This is a genomic window from Streptomyces sp. NPDC047108 (assembly GCF_040643575.1).
Lineage (GTDB): Bacteria > Actinomycetota > Actinomycetes > Streptomycetales > Streptomycetaceae > Streptomyces.
Map to the genome: position 1 here is coordinate 23,464 of NZ_JBEYUP010000009.1, position 21,438 is coordinate 44,901.

Genomic DNA, 21,438 nt, shown 5'->3' on the forward strand with positions numbered 1-21,438 from the left:
CTAGAAGTACCCCTCGCGCTTGCGGTCCTCCATGGCGGCCTCGGACAGCTTGTCGTCGGCGCGGGTGGCACCCCGCTCGGTGAGCCGGGACGCAGCGATCTCCGCGATGACGGCCTCGATGGTCGTGGCGTCGGAGTCCACAGCGCCCGTGCAGGACATGTCGCCGACGGTGCGGTAGCGCACCAGCCGCTTCTCGACCTGCTCGTCGTCCTTGGGGCCGCCCCATTCGCCGGGCGCCAGCCACATGCCGTTGCGCCGGAAGACCTCGCGGTCGTGCGCGTAGTAGATCTCGGGGAGTTCGATGTTCTCCCGGGCGATGTACTGCCAGACGTCCAGCTCGGTCCAGTTGGACAGCGGGAAGACGCGGACGTGCTCGCCGGGGGAGTGGCGGCCGTTGTAGAGCTGCCACAGCTCGGGGCGCTGGCGGCGCGGGTCCCAGCCGCCGAACTCGTCGCGCAGCGAGAACACCCGTTCCTTGGCGCGCGCCTTCTCCTCGTCGCGCCGGCCGCCGCCGAAGACCGCGTCGAATCGGTTGCTCTCGATGGCGTCCAGCAGCGGCACGGTCTGCAGAGGGTTACGGGTGCCGTCCGGGCGCTCGCGCAGCTCGCCGCGGTCGATGAACTCCTGCACGGAGGCGACGTGGAGGCGCAGCCCGTGCTCGGCGGCCGTACGGTCCCGGTAGTCGATGACCTCGGGGAAGTTGTGCCCGGTGTCCACGTGCAGCAGCGCGAACGGCACCGGCGCCGGGGCGAAGGCCTTCAGCGCCAGGTGCAGCATGACGATCGAGTCCTTGCCGCCGGAGAAGAGGATCACCGGCCGCTCGAACTCCCCCGCCACCTCGCGGAAGATGTGCACCGCCTCGGACTCCAGGGCGTCCAGGTGCGTCAGGGCGTACGGGTTGTCGGTGCTCTCGCCGGTCTCGGCCACCGTCGTCATGCCAGTCCCTTCTCGGTGAGCAGCGCGTGCAGCGCCGCCGCGGACTCCTGCACGGTCTGGGTGTGCGACTCGATGCGCAGGTCGGGTGTCTCCGGCTCCTCGTACGGGTCGTCGACGCCCGTGAGCCCGGAGATCTCGCCCGCGGCCTGCTTGGCGTACAGCCCCTTCACATCGCGGACCGAGCACACCTCGACCGGCGTCGCCACGTGCACCTCCACATACGCCGTGCCCTCGGCCCGGTGGCGCTTGCGTACCGCCTCACGGGAGTCGGCGTACGGGGCGATGACCGGGACGAGCGCCGTCACGCCGTTGCTGCTCAGCAGTTCGGCGACGAAGCCGATCCGCTGCACGTTGGTGTGGCGGTCCTCGCGCGAGAAGCCCAGCCCCGCGGAGAGGAACTCGCGGATCTCGTCACCGTCGAGCACCTCCACCCGGCGGCCCTCGCCGCGCAGCCGCTCCGCGAGCGCATGCGCGATCGTCGTCTTGCCCGCGCTGGGCAGACCGGTGAGCCACACCGTGGCGCCCTTCCCGGGCACGCTCATCTCCATCTCCTGGTCCGTCATCAGCCGTGCAGTCCGCACTCGGTCTTGTTCCGGCCGGCCCAGCGGCCGGCGCGGGCGTCCTCGCCCTCCAGCACCCGGCGGGTGCACGGGGCGCAGCCGACCGAGGCGTAACCGTCGGTCAGCAGCGGGTTGGTGAGCACGCCGTGTTCGGCGACGTAGGCGTCCACGTCCTCCTGCGTCCAGCGCGCGATGGGGGAGACCTTGACCTTCTGCCGCTTCTCGTCCCAGCCGACGACCGGGGTGTTCGCCCGCGTCGGGGACTCGTCGCGGCGCAGCCCGGTCGCCCACGCCTCGTACGCGGCCAGGCCCTCCTCCAGCGGCGCGACCTTGCGCAGCGCGCAGCACAGGTCCGGGTCGCGGTCGTGCAGCCGCGGCCCGTGCTCGGCGTCCTGCTCGGCGACCGTACGGCGCGGGGTGAGCGTGATGAGGTTGACGTCCATCACGGCCTCGACCGCGTCACGGGTGCCGAGGGTCTCCGGGAAGTGGTAGCCGGTGTCGAGGAACACCACGTCCACGCCCGGCCGTACGCGCGCGGCCAGATGGGCCACGACGGCGTCCTCCATCGAGGAGGTCACGCAGAAGCGGCCGCCGAAGGCCGCGTCGGCCCAGCGCAGGATGTCCAGCGCGGACGCGTCCTCCAGATCGCGGCCCGCCTGCTCGGCCAGCTCGCGGAGTTCGGTCGCTGTGCGCTCCGACGGTGCGGTGGTCATGACGTACTGCCCCCTCCTTCGTTCGGATCGCGCCGCAGGCCATCGGCGAGCAGCCCGAGAAACGACAGGCGGAACGCGCGGTTGCAGGACGCGCATTCCCACGCGCCGTGGCCTTCCTCGGAAGGCCGCAGGTCCTCGTCGCCGCAGTACGGGCAGTAGAACGGCGCCGCTCGCTCGCTCACGACAGAGCCTCCTCCGAGGCCCTGGCCGCCCACTGGGCGAACCGCTCGCCGTCCTCGCGCTCGGCCTGGAAGCGGGTGAGCACGCGCTCGACGTAGTCGGGCAGTTCGGCGGCGGTGACCTTCAGGCCGCGGACCTTGCGGCCGAACCCGGCCTCGAGGCCGAGCGCGCCGCCCAGGTGCACCTGGTAGCCCTCGACCTGGTTGCCGTCGGCGTCCAGCATGAGCTGGCCCTTGAGACCGATGTCCGCGACCTGGATACGGGCGCAGGCGTTGGGGCAGCCGTTGAGGTTGATGGTGATCGGCTCGTCGAAGTCCGGGATCCGGCGCTCGAGTTCGTCGATGAGCGAGGCACCGCGCGCCTTGGTCTCGACGATCGCGAGCTTGCAGAACTCGATGCCGGTGCAGGCCATGGTGCCGCGCCGGAACGGCGAGGGCCTGACCTGGAGGTCCAGCGCCTCGAGACCGGAGACCAGCGACTCGACCTGGCCCTCCTCGACGTCGAGCACGATCATCTTCTGCTCGACGGTGGTCCGCAGACGGCCCGAGCCGTGCGCCTGGGCCAGATCGGAGATCTTGGTCAGCACGGTGCCGTCGACGCGGCCGACGCGCGGGGCGAAGCCGACGTAGTACCGGCCGTCCTGCTGGCGGTGCACGCCGATGTGGTCGCGCCACTGCTGGACGGGCTGCTCGGGCGCGGGGCCGTCGGTCAGCGTGCGCTTCAGGTACTCGGTCTCCAGTACCTCGCGGAAGCGCTCGGCGCCCCAGTCGGCGACCAGGAACTTCAGCCGGGCGCGGGTGCGCAGCCGCCGGTAGCCGTAGTCGCGGAAGATGCCGACGACGCCCGCCCAGACGTCCGGCACCTCCTCCAGCGGGACCCAGGCGCCGAGCCGGACGCCCACCTTGGGGTTGGTGGACAGACCGCCGCCGACCCACAGGTCGAAACCGGGGCCGTGCTCGGGGTGGTTCACGCCGACGAACGCGATGTCGTTGATCTCGTGGGCGACGTCCAGCAGCGGCGAGCCCGAGATCGCGGTCTTGAACTTCCGCGGCAGATTGGAGAATTCCTTGCTGCCGATGAAGCGGCGGTGGATCTCGTCGATGGCCGGGGTGCCGTCGATGATCTCGTCCTCGGCGATGCCCGCGACCGGGGAACCGAGGATCACGCGGGGGGTGTCGCCGCATGCCTCGGTCGTCGAGAGCCCGACGCCCTCCAGGCGCCGCCAGATCTCCGGCATGTCCTCGATACGGATCCAGTGGTACTGGATGTTCTGGCGGTCCGTGATGTCGGCCGTCCCGCGGGCGAACTCCTGGGAGACCTCGCCGATGACGCGCAGCTGCTCCGTGGTGAGCCGGCCGCCGTCGATGCGGACACGCAGCATGAAGTAGCTGTCGTCCAGCTCCTCCGGCTCCAGGATCGCGGTCTTGCCGCCGTCGATCCCGGGCTTGCGCTGGGTGTAGAGGCCCCACCAGCGCATCCGCCCGCGCAGGTCGGCGCCGTCGATCGAGTCGAAACCGCGGTGGGCGTAGATCGTCTCAATGCGCGTCCGCACATTGAGACCGTCGTCGTCCTTCTTGGTCTGCTCGTTGCCGTTGAGCGGTGTGAAGTGACCCTTGGCCCACTGGCCCTCGCCGCGGTGGCGGCCGGCCTTGCGGCGGGTCGTTGCAGCGCTCGCGCGTTCTGGGGTGGCGGCCATCGGTTCTACGTCCTTCGGGGCGGGTCAAAGGGTGCGGGATCTCGGGGTGGCACACGTCTGACCTGCGAATCTGCAGGCTTCCCCGGCACGGCGCAGCAGCGCGTGCGGCAGGGAGGATCAGGAGTGCCCGCTCGTCCGCGGCAATGGGGACGGCGGTCGGTACGAGGCTCGAATCGGCGGTGCTGTGACTGTCAGCCCGCCGGACAGATGGCGCTGGACATGCGGCCTAGGTCGACGTGGCGTCGACTCACCAAGGCAATTCCAGCTCGAGACATGACGAAAGCGTGGCACGGCGCTCTCCGGAGCGTCCACCGACATCCATCATGTGGACAGGGTTGTCCCGCTCCGCGAGACGATGTGGCGCCCGTCACGCGCCTGTCACGCGCCCGTGCACGCGGGGCCGAGGGCTCGGCTCAGGCGCCGGGCCAGGGGCCGGGCGGCGGCGTCTCCGGCTCCTCCTCGGTCGTGGTGTCGAAGAGCCGGAAACCGCGACGCCGGTAGTTGCCCATCGCGTACGGCCCGTCCTTGCTGCAGGTGTGCACCCAGACGCGCTTGGTCGGGGAGAGCCGCGGATGGCGTTCCGCCAGGTCCCACGCGCGGGCCGTGCCCTCGCTGAGGAGGAGGCCGCCGATGCGGCGCCCGCGGAAGGCGGGGATCAGACCGAAGTAGGCGATCTCCACCACACCCTCGTTCTGGGCCTCCAGCTCGATGTATCCGGCCGGTGTCCCGTGCTCGTACGCGACCCAGGTCTCCACGCCCGGCCGGTCGAGGAACTCCCGCCACCGCTCGTACGGCCAGACCAGCCGGTCCGTCCAGGTCACATCGCCGCCGACCGCCGTGTAGAGGAACCGGCTGAACTCAGGAGACGCCACCTCGGAGCGGACGACACGGACGCCGCTGCCGGTCGCGGGCGGAGCCGCGGGCATGAGATCGGCGGGCGAGGTCTGCTCCAGGGACCAGGTGGTCACGGTGATGCTCATGCCCCCAGCCAACCATGCCCGCCTGCCCGCTCCCACCCCCGGCCGGGGGCGCGGAACTCGGTCTCACAGTCCGGACCATGGGCCGCGAGGCCGGTCCTGGTCGTGCTCCCGGCCGTGCGTGAGGCGGTCCCCGGGGCGTGCGTGAGGCCCGGGCGCTGGACGGCGCCCGGGCCTCGTACGGGTGTCGGTGTGGCGTACGCGGGGTGCGCGCGCCGGAGGTCAGTGGATCATCGCACGCCGGTCATCCGGGCGAAGACGACCACGTTTCCCGCGTAGCCCTTCGCCTTGGAGAAACCGCCACCACACGTTATGACCCGCAGCTCCGCCTTGCCCGTGTCCCCGTAGACCCGGCGCGCGGGGAAGTTCTTCTTGTCGAACACCTCGATGCCGTAGATCTCGAAGACCGCCGTGCGGCCGTCCTGCCGGACGACCTCGACCTTGTGCCCCTTCTTGAGCGCACCGAGGTTGTAGAAGACGACGGGACCGGCCTTGTTGTCCACGTGGCCGACGACGACCGCGGTCCCCTTCTCGCCGGGGGAGACCGCGCCCTTGTACCAGCCGGCCAGGTTCTTCTCCGTCGCCGGAGGTGAGGCGACCCACCCCTCGGCGTCGAGGCCGACCTCCATCAGCGGGGCGTTGACGCGGATGGCGGGGATGACCACACGGCTCGGGACGGACGCTCCCAGCGGCTCGGGCGGCGGCTTCTGCGGCGCGGTCGTCGCGGGTGCGGGCGACGCCGCGGTACGGGTGTCGGCCGCGGATTCGGAGGTCGGCTGCGGCGGGCCCGACTCCTGCGCGGCGCCGTTCCGTATGAGCGCCACACCGATGAGGAGGGCGAGGATTATCAACCCCCAGGGCGAGCGCTTCTTGCGCACCGGCACATACGCGCCACGGCCGGAGCTCTTCTTCGAGAACATCTCTCTCCCCTGGGTGTTGTCCGAGATGTCAGATAGTTGCCTGTGCGTACTCTCGGCACGCTAGGACGCGGCAGGTGCGGCGGCGACCGTGGGCGGGCGAACGGGTGGCGTGCCCCGTACGGGCCGGAGGCCCCACCCGGCCGGAGCATCGCCGCATGCGCGCCGTGCCGGGGCGCGCGAGCGTAGGAGCATGTACGCCTCCCGGGCCGTCGTGGCCGCCGCCGTCGCCGTGGTCGCTGCCGGCCTGCCCGCACTCGGACCCTCCGCTCCGCCCGCCGCCGCCCAGACCGGACGGCCGGGCCCCGGCGACATCGTCGTCACACCGAGGACCGTGAAGCAGGGCGAGAAGGTGACGATCACGGTCGGAGGCCGGAGTTGCCGCGGCACGGGCCGCGCCTACGACGCGATCGTCGAGTCCAACGCCTTCCCGCGGACCCGGTTGACGGGGAAGCGCGGTACGTCGTCCTCGGTCGCCAGGCCCCGGATCTTCGACGCCGTCGAGCCCGGTACGCACACGGTCGCGGCCACCTGCGACGGCTGGACGGTAACGGGCGGGCGCTTCCGCGTGGAGCCGCGCGACGGTGGCCGGGCGGCGGACGACCGGGCCGCGGGCGCCGCCCGCGAGCGCAAGCAGGGCGAGAAGGCGACGAAGAACGAGAAGACGAAGAGGAACCAGAAGGCGGCGGAGCGCGAGGGCGCGAAGGCCGCGACGGCGGACGAGCGGGCCGCGGGTGCTGCCGTGCCCGGCGGCCCGGCCGCCCCTCCGCACGGTGTCGCCACCGCCGCCCCGCCGCCCGTGCAGTCCGCGCCGGCGATCCCGCAGAGGCCGGTGCGGGCCGGAGTCGGGGGCGGATCGCAGCGGGTTCCTCCCGTCACGGTCGCGCTCGGCGTGGGCCTGGTGGCGGCGTCCCTGGCGGCCGGCGGCTACTACATGGTCCGCCGCCGCCCCTCGGACCTGGCCTCGCTGCCCCAACGGCCCTGACGCCGCAGCCCTGTTGTGGGCATCCCATGGCTCCGCCAGGACGCGCCGCGCGGCACCTAGAGGCCCGTATCGCCGGACTCGCCCGTACCGCCGGAGCCACCCGCACCGGAAGCGCCACCGGTGGCACCCTGGCCGCCCGTGCCCCGCGGGTCCGGACCGCCCAGCCCGCGCCGCGCGGCCAGCAGCGCCGGGGCCGTCGAGTGCGGCAGCAGGTCGGACGCATGGCGCGGGGTGAGCAGTTCGACCCGCACGCCGTCGGCGAAGCGGTACGGCCGGTGGTCGAGTACTCCGGCGAGCGTGCGGCGTACGCGCGACAGTTCGGCCCGTACGGTCACCTGCCGCCCCGGCTCCCCGAAGAGGTCCGCCGCGAGCTGCGACGCCGTACGGCCCTCGGGGTGACGCGCGAGGACGTACAGCAACTCCGCGTGCCGGGGCGACAGTTCCTGGCTCCAGGTACCCGCCGCGCCCGCCACGGCCAGCGTGGGCTGCCCCGGCCGCCGCAGATCCAGGACGACCCGGCTCGGCTCGGCCGGATCCCCGTCCCCGCGGCCGGCGCCGTCCTCGACGCGCAGCAGCCAGCCGTCCGGAAGAGGTTCCGCGATGCACAGGCCCACCGCCGGGACGTGGATCCGGCCCGCCGAGAAGGACTTGGGGAGCTGCACCCGGTCCAGCGGCAGCATCCCGGTCACCCCCGCCGTCCATCCCGCCCGGTCCACCGCCAGGGCCCGGCCGCCCACCCGGGCAAGGACCGGCGCGGCCACCGCCCTCAGCCGGTCGACCGCCACCCGGTGCTGCTCGCGCAGTTCGCCCTCGGCGACCCGGGCGACGGCGGTGACCAGGGCGAGCGTCGAGGGATGCACGGCCGCGGCCGGGCCGGTCACGTTGACCACGCCGAGGAGACGGCCGTCGCGCGGATCGCGCACGGGCGACGCCGCGCAGGAGAGCGTGTGGAAGGCCCGGACGAAGTGCTCGGCGGAGTGGACCTGCAGCGGGCTGCGGGAGACCAGGGCCGTGCCGATCGCGTTGGTGCCCGCCACCTCCTCGGCCCAGCTCGCGCCCACGCAGAAACCGAGCTGGTCCGCCTTCCGCTGGACCGCCACGTTGCCGTCGCGCCACAGCAGCCGGCCCTCGGCGTCGGTGACGACCATCATGTGCCAGGCCTCGTCGGCCTCCGCCATCAGACCCTCGCGCAGGGTCGGCAGCACCGAGGCGAGCGGGGTGGAGCGGCGCCGGTGCTCGACCTCGTCCAGGGCCAGCAGCCCCGAGTGGCCGCCCTGGTCGGGGTCGACGCCGTGCCGCAGGACCCGGTGCCACGACTCGTCGATCACCTTGCGGGGGGACGGTCGGCCCGGCGTCCCGGACAGAGCGGCGGCCCGTACGCCGCTGAGGAAGCGGGTGGCATGGCGGGTTCCCATGGCCGACAGCCTGGTCATGTCCAGCGGTGCGTCGTTCACGGATCCGGTCTCCGAAATGGACAGGAAGGGCGAAAGGACGGGAAGGGGCAGGTCCGGGCGGTCGTGCTCGCCTTGTGGTGTCGTGCTCTCCCAATGGTGCCGCCGGTCGCCGCGATGGCGCGGGTACTTGGCGTAATTGCTGCAACCCCCCGCAACGTTTGTGCGCGACCGACGCGCGCATCAGAGTGGAGCACGTTCGCGGACGGGGGTGGTGCCGTGTCGGCGCGGCGCCACCCCGGTTCGGGGCGGGCGGCTCCTTGGTGATGCCTCCCCGGATCCTCAGAGCGGCACGCGCGCACGCTCCACGACCGACGCCAGGTCCAGGGTGTGCGGCAGCGTGCCGAACGACCCGCCCCAGTCGCCGCCCAGTCGTGAGGCGCAGAACGCGTCCGCGACCTGGGGCGGCGCGAACCGCAGAAGCAGCGAGCCCTGGAGCGTGAGGGCCATCCGCTCCACCAGCCGCCGCGCCCGCGCCTCGATCCCGCTGAGATCGGCGAGTTCGGTGAGCAGGTCCTTGACGGCGTTGTCGAAACGGTGGTCGGCGCCCCTGGCCCGCCCGAGTTCCATGAGGAACGCGTCCAGGGCGGCGGGTTCGCGCTGGAGCGCACGCAGCACGTCCAGCGCCTGGATGTTGCCCGCACCCTCCCAGATGGAGTTCAGCGGCGATTCGCGCAGCAGCCGCGGCATCCGGGACTCCTCCACGTAGCCGTTGCCGCCCAGGCACTCCAGGGCCTCCACCGCCACCGGGGTGCAGCGCTTGGTCACCCAGAACTTGGCGGCCGGGACCGCGAGGCGCAGCAACTGCCGCTCCGCTTCGGTCCCCGCGTCGTACGCCGCGGCCAGCCGCAGCGCCAGGGTCGTCGCCGCCTCGGACTCCAGCGCCAGATCGGCCAGGACGTTGCGCATCAGCGGCTTGTCGATGAGCGGGCCGCCGAAGGCGCTGCGGTACGCGCTGTGGTGCACCGCCTGAGCCACCGCCTGGCGCATCACGGAGGCGGCCCCGGTCACGCAGTCCAGCCGCGTCGCCGCGACCATCCCGATGATCGTGGCGACGCCGCGGCCCTCCTCACCGACCCGGCGCGCCCAGGTCGTCCCGTCGAACTCCACCTCGGCGGATGCGTTGGAGCGGTTGCCGAGCTTGTCCTTGAGCCGCTGGATCCTGAAGGAGTTGCGGGTGCCGTCCGGCAGCACGCGGGGCAGCAGGAAGCAGGTCAGGCCGCCGGGCCCCGTACGGGAGGCGCCCTCGGGCACCTGTGCCAGCACCAGGAATCCGTCCGACATCGGCGCCGAGCAGAACCACTTGTGGCCGGTGAGGACGTACTCGCCCTCGGCGGCGAGCGGCTCGGCGCGCGTGGTGTTGGCCCGTACGTCGGAGCCGCCCTGCTTCTCGGTCATCGCCATGCCGAGGAGGGCGCCCGGCTTCCGGTCGACGGGTGTGAGCGCCGGCACGTAGATCCGCGAGGTGAGCTTCGGCTCCCACGCGGCGGCCAGCTCCGGGTCGGCGCGGAGGGCCGGAACCGCGGCGTGGGTCATCGACACCGGGCAGCCGTGGCCCGGGTCGTTCTGCGTCCACACCAGGAAGGCGGCCGTACGCCGTACGTGCCCGCCGGGGCGTGTCCAGGCGTCGGTCAGTCCGTGGGAGACGGCCTTGCGCACCAGATGGTGCCAGGCGGGGTGGAACGTGACCTCGTCGACGCGGTGGCCGTAGCGGTCGTGCGTGCGCAGGACCGGCGGGTTCTCGTTCGCCTCGTCGCCCCAGCGCTGGGCCTGCGCGGAACCCGCCGCCCGCCCCAGCTCCCCGAGCTCCTCCCGGACCTCCTCCCGGCGCTCGGGCGCGGTGTGCCGGGCCACCGCCTCGGTCAGCGCGGCGTCCGCCCCGAAGACGTCGTAGCCGGTGAGCGGCGGAGCTTGATTGGTGACGGTGTGAGTCGAGGCTCCCATGACAGATACGTTAAGGAGGTGCGAGCAGCAGAGTCATCCCCCAAGCGGTCGACGAGCCGCTGGCGCCGGGCGCGTGCCCTTTATCCGCATGTGTCCAAAAGGCGAGTGGCGTGGCTGCTGCTGAAGGACACGGTCAACTCCTGTGTGGAGTACCGGATTCTGGGCCTGGCCGCCGAGGCGGCCTTCTTCACGCTGCTCTCGCTGCCCCCGCTGCTCCTGGGCCTCGTCGGGCTGCTCGGCTATCTCGACGCCTGGACCGGCACCGACACCATCGACAGCATCCGGCAGAACATCCTGACCGCGTCGGGGACCGTGCTCTCCGACCGCGGCGTGGAGGAGATCGCCCGGCCCCTGCTGAACGACGTCACCCGGGGCCGCCCCGACGTCATCTCGCTCGGCTTCGCCCTTGCCCTGTGGTCCGGCTCCCGGGCGGTGAACGTCTTCATCGACACGATCACCGTGATGTACGGGCTCGACGGAGTCCGCGGCATCGTCAAGACCCGGCTGCTCGCCTTCCTGCTCTACATGGTCGGCCTGGGCGTGGGTGCGGTGGCGCTGCCGCTGATGGTGGCGGGCCCGGACGCGGTGATGGACGTCCTGCCGTGGAGCGAAGGGGCCGTACGGGCTCTGTACTGGCCGCTGGTCCTCGTGCTGTCCGTGGCCTTCCTGACCACGCTCTACCACGTCTCCGTACCCGTACGGTCACCGTGGGTGGAGGACGTCCCGGGCGCGCTGGTGGCCCTGGGGATGTGGGTGCTCGGCAGCTTCCTGCTGCGGATCTACCTCATCAACACCGTCGAGGGCCCGACGATCTACGGCTCGCTGGCCGCGCCCGTGGCCGTCCTGCTCTGGATCGGCGTATCGGCCTTCGCCGTGCTGGTCGGGGCCGCGGTCAACGCGGCCATCGACCGGGTGTGGCCGTCGGTCGCGACGGCCGCGGCGCGCGAGGCGAACGAGCGGGTCCGCGAGGCGGCGGCCGAGGAGCTGATCGCGCGGGCGGCAGCCCAGCGCGCGGCCCGGGCCCGGCTGGACGACTCCGAGGAGGAGTGGGAGGACGACGAGCCGGAGGAGGGCGGCGACACCGAGCCGCCGTCCGAATTCCCTGAGCGCTGGGCCCAGTTCCTGCCTCCGGAGGACGTCCGGGCGCGGCTGCATGCCAAGCGGGACGAGTAGGCCGGGCGACGAGTAGGCCGGGCGGTCCGCCCGTGGCGGTCGGGCCGTGACGGCGGCCGCCGTGGAGGTGCGGCCGGTGTCAGCCGCGGTGGCGGGGGAGGAGTTGCGCCACGCGGGGCGCCTCCTCGTGCATGAGCCGCCCCACGATCGCCCCGCCGAAGACGACGACCCCCACGCCCACCAGCCACGACTGGAGGACCAGCACCGTTCCGAAGGGCCCGTACGTCACGGCGTTGGATGCGATGAGCGGCGAGAACACCAGCTGGGAGAAGATCCGCAGGCCGATCAGGCCGACGGCCGTGGACACCGCGCCGGGCAGCAGCGCGCCCCAGCCGACCCGGCCCCCGAGCAGCAGCCGCTGCGACCACCAGAAGAACAGCACGGCGCTCAGCGTCGCGCTGAGGAAATGCCACAGCGTCCGCAGAAAGTCGCTGGTCGTCGGCTGGCGGTCCTGGGTGATCTGGGCCGAAACGAAGAGGTAGCCGATCAGCGCGGCCAGCCAGACCAGGTGCCGCCACATGGTGTGCCAGCGCGCCGCGGGCAGCTCCCACACCTTCTCGTAGGCCGTCTGCACGGAGGAACCGAACGTCAGGCCGAAGACGCACAGCGCGGCGAGACCGAACGCCGTCGTGGCCTCCAGCGCCTGCCGGGGGGAGGCGAACAGCTCCTGGACCTCGGCCTGGGCCGACGTCGACACACCGAGACCTTCGCTCAGCCACTCGGCGAAGCCCTGGCCGTTGGCCGGGTCGACCGCCGCGACGACGATGAGCAGCGGCACCAGCGTGAGGAACCCCAGCGCGGCGAATCCCATCGCGCGGTGCATCAGCTCCAGCTCGCGCGACCGCTGCCACCCGCGGGCCGCGGCGGAGCGGAGGAGCCCGTGGTACAGCCTCCTCCACGCCGACGCACCGCCCTCGGCATCGGCTCCGGAAGAGTTCTCGCCCATGGAAGGTGGCTACCCCGTCGGCGTCACCGGGGCGCGACGGGGCACGGAGAGCCCCCGGAATGGCTCAGACGGTGAGCCGCTCCTCGGACGGTGAGGGGTGGATCAGACCGTGAGGCGCTCACCGGGGGCGATGACCCGCACGTCCGTCCCGGGCGCCGCGAGCCGCGCCGCGCGGACGTAGTTCTCCGGGTCCCGGTCGGTCTTGGTGATCAGCCGGTCGCCGACCGGGCCGCTGGAGTACGCGTAGTGGTGCGGCACCGCGACGCGTGGCCGCAGCCATGAGGTGAGGGTGGCCGCCTCCTGAGCGCTCATCACCACCTGCCGGTTGAAGAGCGGGCGCAGCCGCAGACCGTTCGTGGGGACGAGCAGCAGGTCGATCTCGGGGAAGCGGCCCGCCAGTTCCTGCAACTCGGGAACGAGCATCGTGTCCCCGGCGAAGTAGACGGTCTGCCCGCCGCCTTGGACGACGAACGTGACCTCGTAGACCTTGTGCCGGGCCGGGACGGCGGTGACGGTCAGCTCGTCCGGACGGAACGCGCCGCCGGCGCCGGCGGCTGTGCCGTCGCCCGGGCCCTCACCGGTGGCGCCGGTCCGCCCGGCCCGTCCCGCATGGGCGGCGAGCCGGGTGCTCTCCCACGGGTAGAGGGCGCGGACCTGACGGAACCCGGCCTTCCTGGCCCGTTCCACGACGGGTGCCGCGACGAGCATCGGCACGTCCTTGTCCCGGTAGGACGCGAACGACTCGAGGTCGCAGTGGTCGTAGTGGTGGTGGCTGATGAGGACGGCGTCGAGGTCGGGCAGGTCCGCCACGTCGTAGGCGATCGGCTCCCCGGGGTGGTGGGCCGCCCGCTCGCTGAACCAGGGGTCCGTGAGCAGCGTCAGGCCGCCGATCTCGATCAGGTGGCAGCTGTGGGTGACCCTGGTGACGGCGAGCGGTGCGTCCATGGCCTGCTCCCGGGTGCGCGGACGGCCTGTCCCTTCCCAGTCTCACACCACGGACGCGACGCCGCTCACCGGCAGGAGGTCACTCCTCGTCGCTCTTGCTGATCTCCCAGAAGCGGGGGACTGTCGAGGCGTCGAGGCTCCATGCGATCCCGAACACGTTGTCCCGGGCCACCGCGTACTGCTTGCCCTGCCACAGCGGCAGCATGGGCAGGTCCTCGGCGACGATGGACTGTATCTCCGCGAACTTCCCGGCGGTCACGAGCCGGTCGGGCTGGGACACCGTCTCCGGTATGAGCTTGTCGACGATGCGCTTCGAGAGGTAGTTGTTCGCGACGACGTTGTTCCGGCTGAAGAACGGCGAGATGAAGATGTCGGGGTCCGGGTAGTCGGGCACCCAGCCCTTCACATAGGCGCCGTACTTGCCCTTGGCGATCCCCTTCTCGTACTCGTCGAGGGGCACGCTCTTCACGTCGGCGTCGAACAGGCCGCTCGCGTTGAGCTGCCGGGAGATCTCCTTGACCGCGGGCACGGTGGAGGGCCCGAAGCGTATGGGCGTGGCCCACAGGGTCATTTTGACCTTGCCGTTGACGCCGTCCTTGCGCAGCGCCGCGGCCGCCTTCTCCTGCTGCGGGCGGTCGCCGTACTTGTCGAAGAACGGCGTCTTGTGACCGGTGATGCCGGCGGGGATGACCGAGTAGAGCGGCTTGGCGGTGCGCTGGTACACGTCGCGCACCAGGGCCTGCCGGTCCACGAGGTACGCGATGGCCTTGCGCACGCCGAGCTTGCCGACCACCGGGTCCTTCATGTTGAAGACCATGTGCATCACTTCGGCGCTGGCGCCGTCGACGACCTCGACGCCCCGCCGGTCCGCGGTGGTCGCGGTCTCGAGTTCGTGAATGTCCTCCGCCGCGAGGCCGCGATAGGCGAAATCCACGCTGCCGCTCTGTACGGCCTTGCGCAGCCCCGCCTGGTCGCCGTCGTAGAACTTCATCGTCATACCGGAGTTCTGGACGTCGGCTTCGCCCTTGTATCCCTCGTTGACGGAGAAGACGGCTTTCTTCCGGTCGAACTCGTCGAGTGTGTAAACACCCGAACCGACGACCTTGCCGTCGGTGCGCAGTTTGTCCGCGGGGTACTCGCTGTGATCGACGATCGCGCCCGCACTTGATGCGATCTTCATGGGGAACGTCGCGTCGGACTTGTTGAGGTGGAAGACGACGGTCTTCTCGTCCGGCGTCTCCACCCGGTCCAGGGACTGGAGGAGATAGGACGGGCCCTTGGGATCGTTGATCTTCAGCGTCCGCTTGAAGGAGTACGCCACGTCCTCGGACGTGAGGCCGTTCCCGTTGCTGAAGGTCAGTCCGTCCTTCAGCTCACAGCGGTAGACGGTGCTGTTGCCGTCGGTGAAGGAACAGCTCTCGGCGGCCTCAGGCTGCGGGGTGTTCGAGCCCCGCGGGAAGCTGATCAGGGATTGGAAGACGTTGTTGAACACCATCCAGGAACCGACGTTGTAGCCCGAGGCCGGGTCGAGGGACTGGACCTGGTCGGTCGTTCCCATGACGACCGCCTCCCCCTCGCCGCCACTGCCGGCCTCTCCCGCACCACACCCCGTGAGCAATCCGGCGACTGTTCCCGCTCCGAGCAGACCTGCCAGCCACTGGCGACGTATCCACAACTGCACGTTCTTCACACTTTCCGTTCGCCTACCGGTGCGTCCGACACACCGTGGGGGGAGTTGGCGGCCCGCTCTCGGCCCCCCGAACTCCCGGATGGGGGAGGAAATTCGGGGAACTGCTCCCCGGAGAAGAGCGATCCGATCCCATACCGTAGACGCCGTACTGACTCGTAGTACAGCCGGGGGGAGAACTCGGTTCTGCGGATGGCAAGGCGAATCGCCGAGGACCGCCGAGACGGTCACAAGGCCGGTCATGAGACGCGTCACGGAGATCGCCGCCGAAAAACCATTGGCGCCGCCGCACAAGGCCGGATTAAGCTTCGCGGGAGCCCGGCGGCAGCCATTCAGGGCTGCTGCTGTCCGGCCGTGGAAGACCCGAACGGGAGGTGAGGACCGATGACCGTCGTTGCGATGGGCGCTGCCCGCATCGAGAAGACCATCGTCCGTACCCCCGTGGTCTCCGGCTGACCGACGGCCCGCCTCTTCCGGCCGCCGTCCTCCTCGCCGAGGGACCACTCCCTCGAAGGGTTCACCCCGTTGTACAACCACATCTCGCACCCGCTCACGTCCTACGGATGGGACAGCGGGTTCGCTGAAGACTTCGCCCCGTACGCAGGCCAGGGTCTCGTGCCCGGGCGGATCGTCCGGGTCGACCGCGGCCGCTGCGACGCCGTCACCGGCGATCCGGGCGGTCACGGTGTCGTCACGGTTCGGGCGGACACCGCGCCCGTATGGTCACCCGACCCACTGCTGATCGCCTGCACCGGGGACTGGGCGGCCCTCGACCTCGAGCGGGGCGTCGTCCGGGCGCTGCTGCCGCGGCGCACCGCGTTCCTCCGCTCCGCCTCCTCCAAGAAGTCGGACGGACAGATCCTCGCCGCCAACGTCGACCACGCCGTCATCGCGGTCTCGCTCGCCGCCGAGCTGGACCTCGGCCGGATCGAGCGCTTCCTCGCGCTCGCCTGGGAGAGCGGGGCGCGGCCGGTGGTCGTGCTGACCAAGACCGACGTCGTACCGGACGCATCGGTGCTCGCCCACCTCGTAGCCGACACGGAGGCGACGGCTCCCGGTGTCGACGTCCTCGCGGTCAGCTCCATGACGGGGGAAGGCGTGGACGTGCTCGCCGCCTCCGTCGGGGGAGGCACGGCCGTGCTCCTCGGCCAGTCGGGCGCGGGCAAGTCCACGCTCGCCAACGCCCTGTTGGGCGAGGAGGTCCAGGACGTGCAGACGATCCGGGACAGCGACGGCAAGGGCCGCCACACCACCACCACGCGCGACCTGCTGCCCCTGCCCGGGGGCGGGGTGCTGATCGACACCCCGGGGCTGCGCGGCGTCGGGCTCTGGGACGCGGAGGAGGGCGTCGGGCAGGTCTTCTCCGAGATCGAGGCGCTCGCGCGCGGGTGCCGTTTCCACGACTGCGCGCACACCGTGGAGCCCGGCTGCCGGGTGATGGAGGCGCTGGAGACCGGTGAACTCCCCGAGCGCAGGCTGGAGAGCTACCGCAAACTGCTGCGCGAGAACGAACGGCTCGCCGCCCGTACGGACGCCCGTCTGCGGGCGGAGATCCGCCGGGACTGGAAGCAGAAGCAGGCGCTGGGGCGGCACATGATGGAGCGGAAGCGGGGGAAGCAGCGCTGACCCGCTGACGGGGCGGCGGGCGTCGGCCCGCCGCCCCCGGGTTCTGGGGCGCGCGGTTCCGGGCCCGCGGTTCCGGGGCCCCCGGTTCACGGTCCGGGGTGAAGTCCGTGCGCACGGCGGCGCGTTGGCGCTCCGTCAGACGGGCGCTCACCCCGGGCCCGCACCGCGCTCAGTCCTCGAGGCCCCAGCTGTGGACCTTCCGCGGATGGATGCGGATGACCTCCTCGCTGAAGTGCGGGCCGAGCTCGTGCGGACCGACGAGCAGTTCCGCCTCGCCGCGGATCTCCACGCCCCGCACGGCCCACGGCCGGACACTGGCGAGGTCGTCGACGACGAGAGCGACCTTCGGATTCGCCTGCAGATTGCGCCACTTCTTGGTGGCGCCCATGCGGTAGCCGCCGATCAGGACCGTCCCGTCCTCCTGCGGGAAGAAGCCCACGGGGTTCGCCTGGGGCTGCCCTGCCGGGTCCACGGTCGCCAGCCGCCCCAGCCGCTGGGTCTTCAGATACGCGCGCTCGGCCTCGTTCAGATCCGTCATGGCGCCAGGATCACACCGGTCCCGCTCGCTCGCATCGGAGGCGGCACCGAGGGCGTACGGTCCCGGGGCCCACGTGCCGGGGGCGTGGGCGGGTCCCTGCCCGGAGCCGGGTCCGTGCCCGGAGCCGGTCGCTGCCCGGAGCCGGGTCCGCGGTCAGCCGGCCGCCACCGCGCCCGTCCACGCCCCCACGACCAGCAGGCACGCGAAGAGCTCGATCAGCACACTGAAGCCGATCGCCCGCATCGCGGTCCTGGTCGACGCCCAGGCGTTGCCGTGGTCGCCGAGCCGCGCCCGCTCGGCGCCGTAGATCCCGGTCACGAAGCCGATGACCGCGCCCACGACGGGCACCACGAAGAACCCGACGACCGCCGACGCCCCACCCGCGTACAGCGTCTGCCGGGGGATCCCGGCGTCCTTCATCCGGCGTGCGGGGAGCAGCCACTTGAGAGCCTGGTTGAGCAGGAGCACGGCCGTCGCGCCCATCAGCACCCACCACGCGAGTGCCGTCTTCTCGGTCAGCGCCCACCACACCACCCCGGCCCAGACCACCGGAGGGCCGGGGGCGCCGGGGATCAGGACGCCGAGGAGGCCGAGCAGCATCACCAGCCCGACCGCCACCAGCTGCCAGGTCCCCATGGGCCCAGCCTGCCGGAAGGCGGCGGACGGCGCTTCCCGGCGGGGGCGGGCCCGCGACCGCGCGGCGGCGGCCGGTGAGCGCCTACCGTTCGCCGGCGGGGCGGTCCCCGCGCGCCACCCAGCCCCGCTCGTACGCATGCCAGCCGAGCTGCAGCCGCGTGGACACCCCGGTCAGCTCCATCAGCCGCTTCACGCGGCGCTGCACCGTGCGCAGCCCCAGGTCGAGCTGCTTGGCGACGCTCGCGTCGGTCAGCCCGGCGAGCAGCAGGGAGAGGACCTCCAGGTCGGTGGCGTCCGGCGCGTCGGGGCTGCCCTCGTACGGGACGCCGTCCGTGTCCAGGTGCAACGGCAGGGCATCGCGCCACACCCGCTCGAAGAGACCCGTCAGCGATTCGAGCAGTCCGCTGGCGTGCACCACGACCGCCGAGGGTTCCGCGGCACGGCGCGTCAGCGGGACCATCGCGAGCGCGCCGTCCGCGACCACGAGCTTCGTGGGGACGCGGTCGACGACCCGCACCTGTTCCCGGCGGCCGAGCGCCGCCCTCAGCTCGGTGATCCCCGACGGCCCCGACAGGACGTCGCGCTCGATCACCACGCGGTAGCGGACGCCGCGGTTCGAGGCACGTTCCTCCGCGTCGTTGTCCATGCCCCGTACGGTGGTCGGGCTCCCCGTGACCAGCGCGCAGACCTCCCGCTCCGCGCCGAGCTGGAGCTGGAGGAACCGGTGGGAGACCGCGCCCGCGCCCGTCACGACCTCGACCAGGTCGTGCACGGCGGGTTCGGCGGCCTGCACCCGGTACTCCTCGGTGAGGAGGGCGGCGGCGAGCTCGGCCTGCTCCAGCTCGTGCCGCTGCTGCCGCAGCAGGGCGCCGAGGGCGACGGCGGGCGGCGCGGCCACCCAGCGGCCGGGGCGCGCCGAGGACTGGGCGGCGAGCCCGTGCCGTTCGAGCCGCCGCAGCGTGAGGACGGCCTCCTCCTCAGGCAGCGACAGCCGGTGCGCGAGGTCGGAGACCTCGGCGGCGCCGAGTCCGACCAGCGTGCGGTACGCCGTTTCCTGCAGTGCGTCGAGACCGATCGCGCTGAGCATCTGACTCCCCCTGGATCCCCTGGGCACCCGGTTGTCCCTGCCCCTGATGACACCTGCCCCTGATGACACTTGCCCGCCGGCAGCACCGGCGGTGTACGACGGCGGTGGTGCGGTGCGGTGCGGTGGTGTGCGGTGCGGCGTGGCGACGGTGGGGGCCATCGTGGCGGAAATGAGTCACGGCGCAAACCCGCCGCGAGCATCATCCCCGTAGGACAGGCCACTCTGCCAAGGTGTCGGAACTGTGGTACAGGCCAATGCCCCGTCAGCCCGCTGCGCCCTGCGGAGCCGCGCGCCGGAGGTGACGGCCCCGCCGCGGTGACGCCGCCGGACAGGTCCTGCCGTGGGGGAAGGGCCTGTCCCGCGGTCCGCTGCCCGGGAGCGTGTCCGGAATCCTTCGGCGCACTCCGGCGCGTTCGCACGCACCGGCGAGCTCGCGCGCCCTTCCCGAAAGGGCTGCGCGATGGACAATTGAGGGCATGAACCAGCCCGGGGAGCGGCGCCACGAGGACGACTGGTGGCGGGAGTTGTACGACGAGGGCACGCCGGACACGGGGCCCGTGCCCGGAGCGGACTCGGTGGACGACCGCTTCGACTCCGCGTCGCAGGCGGTCGGGGCGACGGGCGCCCCGCCACCGGGCGACGCGGCAACGGACCTGGCCGCGGGCGATGTTCCGGCGGGGCCGGACGCCTGCCCATCCGACGAGCCGCTCGACGAGCCGCTCGATGAGCTGATGTACGACGTACCGTCACCGTGTGAAGAACCGGCGGGTGTTGACCCGGACGATTCATCAACGAGCGCTGCTGCGGCGGGTGTTACCCGGGACGCTCCCGCACCGGCCACGGCCTCGTACGCCCCCGACCTCCCGCAGCGGGCTGCCGAGGAGGGCGAGTGGTGGCAGAGCGCGCCCCCGATGGTGGACTCGTCCCAGGCCGGGCCGCGGCCCGAGGCATGGCCGGAGCCGACCTGGCCGCCCCGCGGCGACCCTCTCGTGCGGCGACCCCCGGTGACGGGGCCTCCGTCCCCGCGGACACCGGGTACGGCTGTCCGTCCCGCCCGGCGGCGGGAGTGGTGGCAGGGCGTCGCGCCCGCGCCGCCCGGGGGCCGGGCTCCGAACCGCCGAGCGTTCGTCCCCCGGTCCCGAGCGCCCTGGGAGCCTCCCTCACACCCGACTCCCGTATCTGCGCGGCGGGATGAGGAGCAGTCAGCCACTGGCAACGGCCCCTCTCGCAGAGGTCATGAGCCGGGGCCGGGCTTCGGCGAAGGAGCCGACTCGCCGGGGCCGGACCCCACGCTGAGGCTGGGAACCGTGTCCGGTGCCGCACCGGAGACACCGCCGTCACCGCGCCGTACGGGGGAGGTGCCCACGGCGGCGGCCGTCCCCCGACAGCCGCCCGGCGAGGCCGAGTTCGTGGGGCAGCGGGCTCCCGCCTACGACGCCGAGCCCACCGCCCTGCCGCCCGCCGACCCCGATGCCCTCGACGCCCTCGTGCCGGACACGGTGCTCGACGGCGCCCGCTACGGCTCCCTCGTCCTGCGCGCCGCGTCGCTGCGCGGCGACGCGGCGCGTGACGGGGGCGAACCGCGGCGCGACGTCCTGGTCACCGCACGGTTCGGATCCGGCGAGGACACGCTGCTGCTCGTGGCCGTGGCAGGCGGCGCACGGCCCACGGACGTGGCGCGCCGTGCCGCGTCCGACCTCTGCCGCATGATCGGCTCGGCCGTGGGCCGCAGCCACGTCCGGCTGGCCGAGGACATCCGTGACGGCCGGCGCAGCGCCCTCAAGTCGGGTCTGCACCGGCTCACCGACCGCGGCTACGGCCGCCTCCGCGCCCGCGCGGCCGAACTCGGCCTGGATCCGGGCGAGTACACCGCCACGCTCCGCTGCCTCCTCCTCCCCGCCGACCCGGCCTGCCGTACTCGCCTGTTCTTCGGCGTCGGAGGAGGCGGCCTGTTCCGGCTGCGGGACGGCGCCTGGCAGGACCTCGACCCGGCGGTGAACGGACGGGGTCCCGGGCTCGGAGGCGAGGTCACCACCGCACCCGGTGACCGGCTCACCGTCGACCCCGGTGTCTCTCCGCCCGGCCCGGCCGATGCCGGCGACTCGGCCTACGCAGCCGACTCCGCCGAGACAGCCCTCTCCGCCGAGACAGCCCTCTCCGACGACCACGCCGCCCCGGCGGGCGCGTACGCCGAGCCCTTTCACTTCCGGGCCTCCGTCGCCCGCCCCGGTGACACGCTTCTGCTGTGCGGTGCGGGCCTGGCGGAGCCCCTGCGCGGCGAGCCCGCCCTCGCCCGCGCGCTGGCGGAGCGGTGGTCGGCCACCGCCCCGCCCGGCCTGGCGGCCTTCCTGTCCGACGTCCAGCTCCGCGTCTCCGGTCACGCCGGCGACCGGACGGCCGCAGCGGTCTGGGAGACCGAGACCTGACGGAGCCCAGGCCGC

The 21,438-nt window shown here is 72.5% G+C and carries 20 protein-coding genes; 4 read left to right on the top strand and 16 right to left on the bottom strand.

The genetic code is table 11. From position 1 onward, the window contains the following. The 8 genes from cysD to ABZ822_RS19530 form a co-directional block, all read right to left on the bottom strand. On the bottom strand, positions 1-936 hold the full coding sequence (cysD, locus tag ABZ822_RS19495; RefSeq protein ID WP_360855173.1) for a sulfate adenylyltransferase subunit CysD: 936 nt from the start codon (positions 934-936) through the stop codon (positions 1-3). Further along, complete coding sequence (gene cysC / locus ABZ822_RS19500) at positions 933-1,499, bottom strand: adenylyl-sulfate kinase (RefSeq protein ID WP_360855176.1); 567 nt, start codon at positions 1,497-1,499, stop codon at positions 933-935. The genes cysD and cysC overlap by 4 nt, the downstream gene beginning before the upstream one ends. After that, positions 1,499-2,209 carry a phosphoadenylyl-sulfate reductase gene (locus tag ABZ822_RS19505; RefSeq protein ID WP_360855179.1) on the bottom strand — a complete coding sequence of 237 codons (711 nt, stop codon included), beginning with the start codon at positions 2,207-2,209 and terminating at the stop codon, positions 1,499-1,501. The genes cysC and ABZ822_RS19505 overlap by 1 nt, the downstream gene beginning before the upstream one ends. Next, positions 2,206-2,391 (bottom strand): hypothetical protein, encoded by a 186-nt coding sequence (locus ABZ822_RS19510; RefSeq protein WP_360855182.1) that lies wholly within the window; start codon positions 2,389-2,391, stop codon positions 2,206-2,208. Before ABZ822_RS19510 ends, ABZ822_RS19505 begins: the two co-directional genes overlap by 4 nt. Further along, entirely contained in the window at positions 2,388-4,085 is a 1,698-nt protein-coding gene (locus ABZ822_RS19515; protein ID WP_360855185.1) for a nitrite/sulfite reductase, read from the bottom strand. Before ABZ822_RS19515 ends, ABZ822_RS19510 begins: the two co-directional genes overlap by 4 nt. 191 nt (positions 4,086-4,276) lie before the next feature. Beyond that, on the bottom strand, positions 4,277-4,360 hold the full coding sequence (locus tag ABZ822_RS19520) for a putative leader peptide (protein ID WP_309471194.1): 84 nt from the start codon (positions 4,358-4,360) through the stop codon (positions 4,277-4,279). A gap of 138 nt (positions 4,361-4,498) precedes the next feature. After that, complete coding sequence (locus ABZ822_RS19525) at positions 4,499-5,065, bottom strand: GNAT family N-acetyltransferase (RefSeq protein WP_360855188.1); 567 nt, start codon at positions 5,063-5,065, stop codon at positions 4,499-4,501. Between the two features lie 227 nt (positions 5,066-5,292). Beyond that, on the bottom strand, positions 5,293-5,982 hold the full coding sequence (locus ABZ822_RS19530) for a class F sortase (RefSeq protein ID WP_360855191.1): 690 nt from the start codon (positions 5,980-5,982) through the stop codon (positions 5,293-5,295). 190 nt (positions 5,983-6,172) lie between these two features. Between ABZ822_RS19530 and ABZ822_RS19535 the strand changes: the two genes are divergently transcribed. Beyond that, a complete protein-coding gene (locus ABZ822_RS19535; protein ID WP_360855194.1) occupies positions 6,173-6,964 on the top strand; it encodes a hypothetical protein in 792 nt (263 codons plus the stop codon). Positions 6,965-7,020: 56 nt separating this feature from the next. On the opposite strand, the gene ABZ822_RS19540 is transcribed toward ABZ822_RS19535, so the two are convergent. Beyond that, positions 7,021-8,418: a GAF domain-containing protein gene (locus ABZ822_RS19540; RefSeq protein WP_360855197.1), complete on the bottom strand. Its 1,398-nt coding sequence runs from the start codon at positions 8,416-8,418 to the stop codon at positions 7,021-7,023. A gap of 279 nt (positions 8,419-8,697) precedes the next feature. Continuing rightward, a complete protein-coding gene (locus ABZ822_RS19545) occupies positions 8,698-10,359 on the bottom strand; it encodes an acyl-CoA dehydrogenase family protein (protein ID WP_360855200.1) in 1,662 nt (553 codons plus the stop codon). An 18-nt stretch (positions 10,360-10,377) separates the two neighbouring features. Between ABZ822_RS19545 and ABZ822_RS19550 the strand changes: the two genes are divergently transcribed. Next, positions 10,378-11,532 carry a YihY/virulence factor BrkB family protein gene (locus tag ABZ822_RS19550; protein ID WP_360855203.1) on the top strand — a complete coding sequence of 385 codons (1,155 nt, stop codon included), beginning with the start codon at positions 10,378-10,380 and terminating at the stop codon, positions 11,530-11,532. A gap of 79 nt (positions 11,533-11,611) precedes the next feature. Here ABZ822_RS19550 and ABZ822_RS19555 read toward each other — a convergent pair whose 3' ends face one another. The 3 genes from ABZ822_RS19555 to ABZ822_RS19565 form a co-directional block, all read right to left on the bottom strand. After that, positions 11,612-12,478: a YhjD/YihY/BrkB family envelope integrity protein gene (locus ABZ822_RS19555; RefSeq protein ID WP_360855206.1), complete on the bottom strand. Its 867-nt coding sequence runs from the start codon at positions 12,476-12,478 to the stop codon at positions 11,612-11,614. A gap of 102 nt (positions 12,479-12,580) precedes the next feature. Next, positions 12,581-13,423, bottom strand: coding sequence for an MBL fold metallo-hydrolase (locus ABZ822_RS19560; RefSeq protein ID WP_360855209.1), 843 nt, complete (start codon positions 13,421-13,423; stop codon positions 12,581-12,583). Positions 13,424-13,502: 79 nt separating this feature from the next. Then, the gene (locus tag ABZ822_RS19565) at positions 13,503-14,981 is read right to left on the bottom strand and encodes an ABC transporter substrate-binding protein (RefSeq protein ID WP_360855212.1); all 1,479 of its coding nucleotides are present in this window, start codon (positions 14,979-14,981) and stop codon (positions 13,503-13,505) included. Between the two features lie 654 nt (positions 14,982-15,635). Here ABZ822_RS19565 and rsgA point away from each other — a divergent pair. Next, positions 15,636-16,736: a ribosome small subunit-dependent GTPase A gene (gene rsgA, locus ABZ822_RS19570; RefSeq protein ID WP_360855215.1), complete on the top strand. Its 1,101-nt coding sequence runs from the start codon at positions 15,636-15,638 to the stop codon at positions 16,734-16,736. Between the two features lie 169 nt (positions 16,737-16,905). On the opposite strand, the gene ABZ822_RS19575 is transcribed toward rsgA, so the two are convergent. From ABZ822_RS19575 to ABZ822_RS19585, 3 genes are all read right to left on the bottom strand, one after another. Then, positions 16,906-17,274, bottom strand: a complete 369-nt coding sequence (locus ABZ822_RS19575) for a PPOX class F420-dependent oxidoreductase (protein WP_360855218.1) — start codon at positions 17,272-17,274, stop codon at positions 16,906-16,908. Between the two features lie 153 nt (positions 17,275-17,427). Further along, complete coding sequence (locus ABZ822_RS19580; RefSeq protein ID WP_360855221.1) at positions 17,428-17,910, bottom strand: DUF456 domain-containing protein; 483 nt, start codon at positions 17,908-17,910, stop codon at positions 17,428-17,430. Positions 17,911-17,992: 82 nt separating this feature from the next. Next, entirely contained in the window at positions 17,993-18,997 is a 1,005-nt protein-coding gene (locus ABZ822_RS19585) for a helix-turn-helix domain-containing protein (RefSeq protein WP_360855224.1), read from the bottom strand. 476 nt (positions 18,998-19,473) lie between these two features. Between ABZ822_RS19585 and ABZ822_RS19590 the strand changes: the two genes are divergently transcribed. Then, positions 19,474-21,423, top strand: a complete 1,950-nt coding sequence (locus tag ABZ822_RS19590; RefSeq protein ID WP_360855227.1) for a protein phosphatase 2C domain-containing protein — start codon at positions 19,474-19,476, stop codon at positions 21,421-21,423. Positions 21,424-21,438: the final 15 nt, after the last annotated feature.

Excerpts from the sequence above, each read along its gene's own strand:
- cysD (WP_360855173.1), bottom strand. The coding sequence starts at position 936 with ATGACGACGGTGGCCGAGACCGGCGAGAGCACCGACAACCCGTACGCC.
- cysC (WP_360855176.1), bottom strand. The coding sequence starts at position 1,499 with ATGACGGACCAGGAGATGGAGATGAGCGTGCCCGGGAAGGGCGCCACG.
- ABZ822_RS19505 (WP_360855179.1), bottom strand. The coding sequence starts at position 2,209 with ATGACCACCGCACCGTCGGAGCGCACAGCGACCGAACTCCGCGAGCTG.
- ABZ822_RS19515 (WP_360855185.1), bottom strand. The coding sequence starts at position 4,085 with ATGGCCGCCACCCCAGAACGCGCGAGCGCTGCAACGACCCGCCGCAAG.
- ABZ822_RS19520 (WP_309471194.1), bottom strand. The coding sequence starts at position 4,360 with ATGTCTCGAGCTGGAATTGCCTTGGTGAGTCGACGCCACGTCGACCTA.
- ABZ822_RS19525 (WP_360855188.1), bottom strand. The coding sequence starts at position 5,065 with ATGAGCATCACCGTGACCACCTGGTCCCTGGAGCAGACCTCGCCCGCC.
- ABZ822_RS19530 (WP_360855191.1), bottom strand. The coding sequence starts at position 5,982 with ATGTTCTCGAAGAAGAGCTCCGGCCGTGGCGCGTATGTGCCGGTGCGC.
- ABZ822_RS19535 (WP_360855194.1), top strand. The coding sequence starts at position 6,173 with ATGTACGCCTCCCGGGCCGTCGTGGCCGCCGCCGTCGCCGTGGTCGCT.
- ABZ822_RS19545 (WP_360855200.1), bottom strand. The coding sequence starts at position 10,359 with ATGGGAGCCTCGACTCACACCGTCACCAATCAAGCTCCGCCGCTCACC.
- ABZ822_RS19555 (WP_360855206.1), bottom strand. The coding sequence starts at position 12,478 with ATGGGCGAGAACTCTTCCGGAGCCGATGCCGAGGGCGGTGCGTCGGCG.
- ABZ822_RS19560 (WP_360855209.1), bottom strand. The coding sequence starts at position 13,423 with ATGGACGCACCGCTCGCCGTCACCAGGGTCACCCACAGCTGCCACCTG.
- ABZ822_RS19565 (WP_360855212.1), bottom strand. The coding sequence starts at position 14,981 with ATGGGAACGACCGACCAGGTCCAGTCCCTCGACCCGGCCTCGGGCTAC.
- ABZ822_RS19575 (WP_360855218.1), bottom strand. The coding sequence starts at position 17,274 with ATGACGGATCTGAACGAGGCCGAGCGCGCGTATCTGAAGACCCAGCGG.
- ABZ822_RS19580 (WP_360855221.1), bottom strand. The coding sequence starts at position 17,910 with ATGGGGACCTGGCAGCTGGTGGCGGTCGGGCTGGTGATGCTGCTCGGC.
- ABZ822_RS19585 (WP_360855224.1), bottom strand. The coding sequence starts at position 18,997 with ATGCTCAGCGCGATCGGTCTCGACGCACTGCAGGAAACGGCGTACCGC.
- ABZ822_RS19590 (WP_360855227.1), top strand. The coding sequence starts at position 19,474 with ATGAACCAGCCCGGGGAGCGGCGCCACGAGGACGACTGGTGGCGGGAG.